Annotated in this window: 7 protein-coding genes; 1 reads left to right on the plus strand and 6 read right to left on the minus strand. The window is 73.9% G+C overall.

Annotation, left to right across the window (positions count from 1 at the left end; genetic code table 11):
* Position 1 precedes the first annotated feature (1 nt).
* The 5 genes from AB0J72_RS05345 to AB0J72_RS05365 form a co-directional block, all read right to left on the minus strand.
* Complete coding sequence (locus AB0J72_RS05345) at positions 2-742, minus strand: response regulator transcription factor (protein WP_344513665.1); 741 nt, start codon at positions 740-742, stop codon at positions 2-4.
* A gap of 82 nt (positions 743-824) precedes the next feature.
* Entirely contained in the window at positions 825-1,466 is a 642-nt protein-coding gene (locus tag AB0J72_RS05350; protein WP_363394626.1) for a PadR family transcriptional regulator, read from the minus strand.
* Positions 1,466-2,278: a DUF4097 family beta strand repeat-containing protein gene (locus AB0J72_RS05355; protein ID WP_363394628.1), complete on the minus strand. Its 813-nt coding sequence runs from the start codon at positions 2,276-2,278 to the stop codon at positions 1,466-1,468. The genes AB0J72_RS05350 and AB0J72_RS05355 overlap by 1 nt, the downstream gene beginning before the upstream one ends.
* A 56-nt stretch (positions 2,279-2,334) precedes the next feature.
* On the minus strand, positions 2,335-3,129 hold the full coding sequence (locus AB0J72_RS05360) for a lysophospholipid acyltransferase family protein (RefSeq protein WP_363394630.1): 795 nt from the start codon (positions 3,127-3,129) through the stop codon (positions 2,335-2,337).
* 5 nt (positions 3,130-3,134) lie between these two features.
* Positions 3,135-3,884: a GNAT family N-acyltransferase gene (locus AB0J72_RS05365; protein WP_363394632.1), complete on the minus strand. Its 750-nt coding sequence runs from the start codon at positions 3,882-3,884 to the stop codon at positions 3,135-3,137.
* A gap of 92 nt (positions 3,885-3,976) precedes the next feature.
* Here AB0J72_RS05365 and AB0J72_RS05370 point away from each other — a divergent pair, with 92 nt between their 5' ends.
* Positions 3,977-4,381, plus strand: coding sequence for a DUF3052 domain-containing protein (locus tag AB0J72_RS05370; protein ID WP_363394634.1), 405 nt, complete (start codon positions 3,977-3,979; stop codon positions 4,379-4,381).
* A 12-nt stretch (positions 4,382-4,393) separates the two neighbouring features.
* Here the strand turns inward: AB0J72_RS05370 and AB0J72_RS05375 are convergent.
* A partial coding sequence (locus AB0J72_RS05375; protein WP_363394636.1) for an Ig-like domain-containing protein occupies positions 4,394-6,448 on the minus strand: 2,055 nt, incomplete at its 5' end.

Consider the following 6,448-nt stretch of genomic DNA (forward strand, 5'->3'; position numbering starts at 1 on the left):
CTCAGACGGGGAGGCGGAGCACGTAGCCCACGCCGCGCAGGGTGTGGATCAGCCGCGGCTCGGCGATGTCCACCTTGCGCCGCAGGTAGGAGATGTACGACTCCACGATGCTGTCGTCACCGCGGAAGTCGTAGTTCCACACGAAGTCGAGGATCTGCGCCTTGGACAGCACCCGGCCCGCGTTGAGCATCAGGTAGCGCAGCAGCTTGAACTCGGTCGGCGACAGGGCGATCGTCTGCCCGGCGCGGGACACCTCGTGGGTCTCCTCGTCGAGCTCCAGGTCGTGGAAGACCAGCCGGTTGGGCCCCGGGTCGCCGGCGGTGCGGCGCAGCACGGCGCGGATCCGCGCGGTGAGCTCCTCCAGGCTGAACGGCTTGGTGACATAGTCGTCGCCGCCGAGCGTCAGGCCGCGGACCTTGTCCTCGGTGCCGTCCCGGGCCGTGAGGAACACGACGGGAAGCCGGACGCCACCCTCGCGGAGCCGCCGGATGACCTCGAAACCGTCGAGGTCGGGCAGCATCACGTCGAGGACGACCAGGTCGGGCTTCGCGTCGCGGGCCGCGGTGACCGCCTCGGCACCGGTGGTCACCGCGTCTACCGCAAAACCGGCGAAACGCAGGCTGGCCGAAAGGAGCTCGCGAATGTTCGGATCGTCCTCGACCACGAGCAGTCTCGCCTCAGCCTGCGCAACGCCTGGCGACGGGGCACCCCCGGATTGTGCAACGCCGCCTCGTACCCCCATGCGCATAGTCTTCCGCCTCCCGCTGGAGCAGGGCTGATGGTTGCCTGGGAAGTTCCTGGACACCCCGCCCCGTCACCCAAAGCTAGCGCAGAAGTCGGCGCACCTGGTCGATCGCGCCGTCGAGGACGACCAGCGTGGCACGCATCGTCTCCTGGCTGGCGCGGCTGGCGCGGGCCAGCCGGCGCACCTCCGCGAGCAGCTGGGCGGCCTTCTCCTCCAGCTCGGCGGCGGCGTCGCCGGGCGCGGGCGACGGCCTGGTGGCGCCCGGCCTCGCGGCGCCGGTCGCCCCGGGCCGCGGCGGGTAGCCCCAGCCCCACGCGGGCGCGGTGCGGGCCTGCTTGCCGGCCTCCTTCAGCTCGCGCTTGAGGTCGCGCACCGAGCCGTGGACGCCCTGCTCGACCTCGTCGGCCAGGGTCGACAGGTCGGCGAGGGAGGCGTTGATGTCGGTCTCGAGGCGCTCCAGCTCGGCGGCGCGCTGCACCAGCTCGGCCCGTCCGGCGTCGGTGATGTCGTACACCTTCCGGCCGCCGGACGCGGTGTGGCTGATCAGCCCGTCGGCCTCCATCCGCTGCAGGCGCGGGTAGATCGTGCCGGCGGAGGGCGCGTACAGGCCGTGGAAGCGGTTCTCCAGGAGCCGGATGAGGTCATACCCGTGGCGGGGTCCCTCGTTGAGCAGCTTCAGCAGGTACAGCCGCAACCGCCCGTGACTGAACACCGCACTCATCAGGATTCCTCGTCCAGATCGACCGGCCGGCACAACAGGGTGATCGTGCCAGACGTCGCGTTGGCGGTCAGGCGGCCGGTGCCGGTGCCGAGCCGTCCGGTGACGGCGTTGCGGCCGACCCGGTCGAGGCCGGGGAACGCGCTGACCACCCGTCCGGAGATCGCGCTGAGGTGGACCTGCAGGTCACTGTCCTCGCGGACCCGGGCGGTGATCTCGCCGGAGACGGTCTCCAGGCGCACGTCCGTGTCGACGGGCGGGTTGTCGAGGTCGCACGTGATCGAGCCGGAGATCGCCCGGGCGTGCACCTTCCGCGCGGTGGAGTCGGCGACGACGATCTCGCCGGAGACGGTCTCCAGGTCGACCTCGCCGTCGAGGGTGAGCGCCTCGATGGAGCCGGAGATCACGTTGGCGGCGACGGGGCCGTCCAGGCCGAGCAGGGTGACCCGGGCGCTGGTCGCGTCCACCTTGGCGCCGGCCCGCAGCGAGGAGAGGATGACGGAGCCGGAGACGACGCGGAGCGTGGCCGGGGTCCGGTCGGGGACCATGACGGAGACGTCGACCTTGAACCGGCTGTGGAAGAGCCACCAGAGGAAGCCGGGCCACTTGGGGAGATGCCCGTGCGAGACGCGCAGCACTCCGTCGTCGCCGAGGGCGACCGTGACCGGGCGCTCACCGATCGCGGTGACCTCGACCCGGGCGGGCCCGTCAGCGCCGACGACGTTGACCCGTCCGCCGACCAGGGTGACCTGGAGGTCCTTGACCTCCCCCTTGAGCTCGAGCCGCGTGGGCTCGGCGATGTTCCACGTCGTCATGCCACCGAAGGTAGCAGACAAACGCGATACATCGCGACTGTCGGGTCTCGGATGTTCTAGGCGGCCACCACCGAGGTCGCGGCGCGGGCGAGGACGCGGCGGGAGGAGGTCGGCTCCGGGTACAGCTTGGCGTGCGCCTTCAGCTCGATCGACAACCCGCGGGCGGCGACGACCCGGCGCAGCGAGGTGGCGAGGGTCTCGTCGCCGATGAACGCGGCGACCGTCGTCGGCGTGCCGTTCTGGGCGAACGTGAGCCGCACCGGCACGACCGGGGCGGCCGCGTCGACCGCGGCCTGGAACATCGCCGGGCGGAAGGTGCCGCCCATCCGGCCGCACCAGGTGGTGCCCTCCGGGAAGACGGCGACCACGCCACCGGCGGCGAGCTCGGTGCTGATCCGCCCGACGGTGGCCGGCAGGGTCTTCGGCCGGGACCGGTCGACGAAGACGGTGCCGAGGGCGGCGGCGAGCCGGCCGATCAGCGGCCACTGGCGCACCTCGCGCTTGGCGAGGAGCTTGGCCGGCGCGTGCGCCAGGATCACGACCACGTCGAGCCACGAGACGTGGTTGGCGACCAGCAGCGCGCCGGACTGCGGGACCCGGCCGACGGCCCGGTGCGAGATCCCGAGCCCGGCGAGCACCGCGCGGGCGAGCCGGCGCTGCACGGCGATCAGGCGCCGCTGCGGCAGCAGGGCCAGGACTGGCACCGCGAGCACCGCGAGCAGCACGACCGACCCGGTCACGACGATCCGCTTCACCATCGTCGCGACCGGGACGTGCTCGTCCGAGCGGGCCGGCAGGCAGCTCACGTCGCAGGTCGAGCGCGGCAGCCAGAGCGAGTCGACGACGGCCATCGTGCTCACTCCTGACCGAGGAAGTGCCGCATGTACCGCGGGTTGACCCGGTCCAGCGACAGCAGCACGTAGAAGTCGGCGCACTCGAAGTCGGGGTCGTACGCGGGCTCGCCGCCGATCCAGGCGCCGAGCCGCAGGTACCCCTTGAGCAGCGGCGGCACCTCGACCTTGGCCGGCACCGGCCCGTCCAGCGCGAGGGGGTTGCGCGGCCGGACCCGCCAGGCGGGCGGCACGAGGTGCTTGCGCTGGGCCAGGTCCCAGATCCCGGCGGCGTCGGCGACCGGCACGGACGCGCACCCGGCGAGCCAGCGGTGGCCGTGCAGGTGCATGTACCGCGCGATGCCGGCCCACATGAGGTTGATCACGGCGCCGCTGCGGTGCTCGGGGTGCACGCAGGAGCGGCCGGTCTCGACCAGTCCTCCGCGCAGCTGGTGCAGGCCCGCGAGGTCGAACTCGGTGTCGGCGTAGAGCCCGCCGGCGGCCACCGCGCGGTCCGGCGGCAGCATCCGGTACGTGCCGACGACGTCGCCGGTGCGCTCGTCGCGGATGATGAGGTGGTCGCAGTGCTCGTCGAACGCGTCGACGTCGAGGCCCGGCGTGCCGGACTGCAGCTTGGCGCCGAGTTCGCCGGCGAAGACGTCGTGGCGGAGCCGTTGTGCGGCCCGGACCTGGTCACCGTCCGTGGCCACCAGCAGGGTGTAGCGATCGGTTTCGTCGACCCCGACCGGGTCGGCGGCGACGGCGAGAATCGTCATGCTTTCGGTGTAAGGGTCGACCCCTGCGGCTGGCTGACGGTGACTGGTTACCCGCATGGCTGGCGGGTGAACGATGACTACCGTGGTCAGGCATGGCGGGATATTCAGGGACTCCACTGCCCAAGAAGCTCGGCGTCAGCGCTGGGCACCGCGTGCTGCTCGACGGGGCGCCGGCCGGGTTCGAGCTGCGCGACCTGCCCTCCGACGTGGTGCTGCACCGTCGCGGCGCGCCCGGCCTCTACGACGTGATCGTCTGCTTCTGCCCTGATCAGGCCAGGTTGCGGCGGCGCTGGCCGGTGCTGCACCGGCAGACGCCACCCGGCGGAGCGCTGTGGGTCGCCTGGCCGAAGCGCTCCTCCGGCATCGCGACCGACCTCGACGAGAACGGGGTCCGCGACTTCGCCCTGGCGCACGGCCGGGTGGACGTCAAGGTCTGCGCCATCGACGACACCTGGTCGGGGCTCAAGCACGTGATCCGGGTCGCCGACCGGATCTGAGGCACGGCGCCGTCACGCACCGCGCCGGTGAACGCGGGGCGCGCGTCGCGGGCCGCCGAAGGACAGCGCCGACAGGAACCGCAGGAGCCAGCCGGCGAGCAGCATGAGCAGGCCCGCGAGCGCGTGCGGCGCCACCGCGCCGCCGGTGACCGGCAGGTCGACCGAGCCGACCATCACCTCGACGGTGCCGGCGACCGTGGCGGTGCCGTCGGTGACGGTGTAGGTGAAGGCGTCCGCGCCGGCGAAGCCCTTGTCCGGCGTGTACGTGACGGTCCCGTCGGCGTTGAGCACGGCGGTGCCGTTCGCCGGCTGGGTCACGCCGACGACCTTCAGCGGGCCGCCGTCGGGGTCCTTGACGTTGTCCAGCGGGGCGATCGTCCGCGCGCCGCTCCCGGCCGGCGTGGTCACCATCGGCGTGGTCACCACCACCGGCCCGGTGCTCTGCAGCCCGACCGTCACCGTCACCGTCCCGGTGCTCTGCAGCCCGGTGGCGTCGCGCAGCGTGTAGGTGAAGGTGTCGACCCCCTCGAACCCGTCCGCGGCGGTGTACGTGACGGTCCCGTCGCCGTTGAGCACCGTGCCGCCGTGCCCCGCCCGGCCGGCCGCGGTCACCGTGAGCGGGTCGCCGTCGGGGTCGCTGTCGTTGGCGATCACCGTCACGGTCACGGCGACGCCCGGGGCGGCGAACACGGCGTCGGCGCCGGCGACCGGAGCGCCACCGGCGACGTCGAGGGTCACCGCGGCGGTGCTGGTGCCCCCGTTGCCGTCGCTCAGGGTGTACGTGAAGCCGTCGGCGCCCCGGTAGCCCGCCGCCGGGGTGTACCGCACGGCGCCGCCGACGATCGCCAGCGTGCCGTGCGCGGCCCCGGTCGCCGCGACGGCCCGCAGCGTGTCGGCGTTGGCGTCGGTGTCGTTGGCGAGGACCGGCACGACGACCGCGGCCCCGGCCGGCGCGCGCAGCGTGTCGTCCACACCCACCGGCGCCTGGTTGAAGACGGTGACGGTGACGGTCGCGGTGCCGAGCCCGCCGCGGCCGTCGCCGACCGCGTAGCCGAACGTGTCGACGCCGGAGAAGCCGCCCCGCGGCGTGTAGGTGACGGTCCCGCCGGCGCCGATCGCGGTCGTGCCGTGCGCGCCGGGCGTGACGGCCGTGACGGTGGCGGCCGGATCCGCGTCGTTCGCCAGGACGTCGATGGTCACCGGGGTGCCGGTCGGGGTGCTCGCGGCGTCGGCGCGTGGCGCCGGCGCTCCGGCCGCGCCGACGTGGACGGTGACCGTGCCGGTCGAGGTGACGATCCCGTCGCTCGCGGTGTACGTGAAGGTGTCGTCGCCCGAGAACCCCGCCGCCGGGGCGTACCGCAGCAGGCCACCACTCCGCGTGACGGTGCCGCCGCGGGCGGTGGTGGCGTCCCAGGCGCCGACCGTCAGCGGGTCGCCGTTCGGGTCGGTGTCGTTGGCGAGCACGTCCACGTCGATCGGGGCGCCGGCCGCGGTGCTGCGCTCGTCGGCCCCGGCGACCGGGGCGCGGTCGGCCACGGCGACCGTCACAGTGGCGGTGGAGTGCCCTCCCTTGCCGTCGCCCACGGTGTACGTGAAGGTGTCGGCGCCCCGGAAGCCGTCCCTCGGCGTGTAGACGAGCAGCCCGGCCGCGGTGAGCGTGACGGTCCCCCCGGCGGGCGTGCCGGAGCCGCCGCCACCGGCGCCGCCACCGGTGCCGATCCCGATGACGGTGAGCGGGTCGCCGTCGGCGTCGGTGTCGTTGGCGAGCGGGTCGAACGTCGCGGACGCGGCGCCGGCGGGCACCGTCACCGCGTCGTCCGCCGCGACGGGGGCGGCGCCGGGGCCGGTCGGGCCGCCTGCGGTGACGGTCACGGTCACCGTCCCGGTCGCGGTGCCGCCGTTGGCGTCGGCGGCGACGTAGGTGAAGGTGTCGGTGCCCGCGCCGGTGCCGGCCGTGTAGCGGATCGCGCCGGTGGCGTCGACGACGGCGTGGCCGGCGGTGGGCGGCGTGGCGATGCCGCCGGCGCGCACGGTGTCGCCGTCGGGGTCGGTGTCGTTGGCCGCGGC

Source organism: Dactylosporangium sp. NPDC049742, from assembly GCF_040674675.1.
Taxonomy (GTDB): Bacteria; Actinomycetota; Actinomycetes; order Mycobacteriales; family Micromonosporaceae; genus Dactylosporangium; species Dactylosporangium maewongense.